This is a genomic window from Ligilactobacillus pabuli, from assembly GCF_022836475.1.
GTDB lineage: Bacteria > Bacillota > Bacilli > Lactobacillales > Lactobacillaceae > Ligilactobacillus > Ligilactobacillus pabuli.
This window is the reverse complement of record NZ_BQXH01000063.1, coordinates 1-279: the sequence shown is the minus strand read 5'-3', so window position 1 is coordinate 279 and position 279 is coordinate 1. Positions and strand designations below refer to the sequence as shown.

The 279-nt window shown below is 44.8% G+C and carries 1 rRNA gene; it reads left to right on the top strand.

The window, feature by feature from the left end:
* Positions 1-138: ribosomal RNA gene (locus LPAF129_RS11115) — 23S ribosomal RNA — on the top strand; the annotation flags it as partial.
* Between the last annotated feature and the right edge of the window lie 141 nt (positions 139-279).

Genomic DNA, 279 nt, shown 5'->3' with positions numbered 1-279 from the left:
GAAACTCACCTCGAGATTAGATTTCCCATTCCTTTATGGAAGTACGACCCCTGAGAGATGATCAGGTAGATAGGATGGAAGTGGAAGTGCTGTGAGGCATGGAGCGGACCATTACTAATCGGTCGAGGACTTAACCAAAGAGTCGCGCGAGTGACTCGGTCCAAAAAATTACAAGAGATGAATGTTATTCAGTTTTGAGAGAATGGATCTCTCAAGAATAAACAAAAGTGCGGCGATTATTGCACAAAGGCTACACCTGTTCCCATGCCGAACACAGAA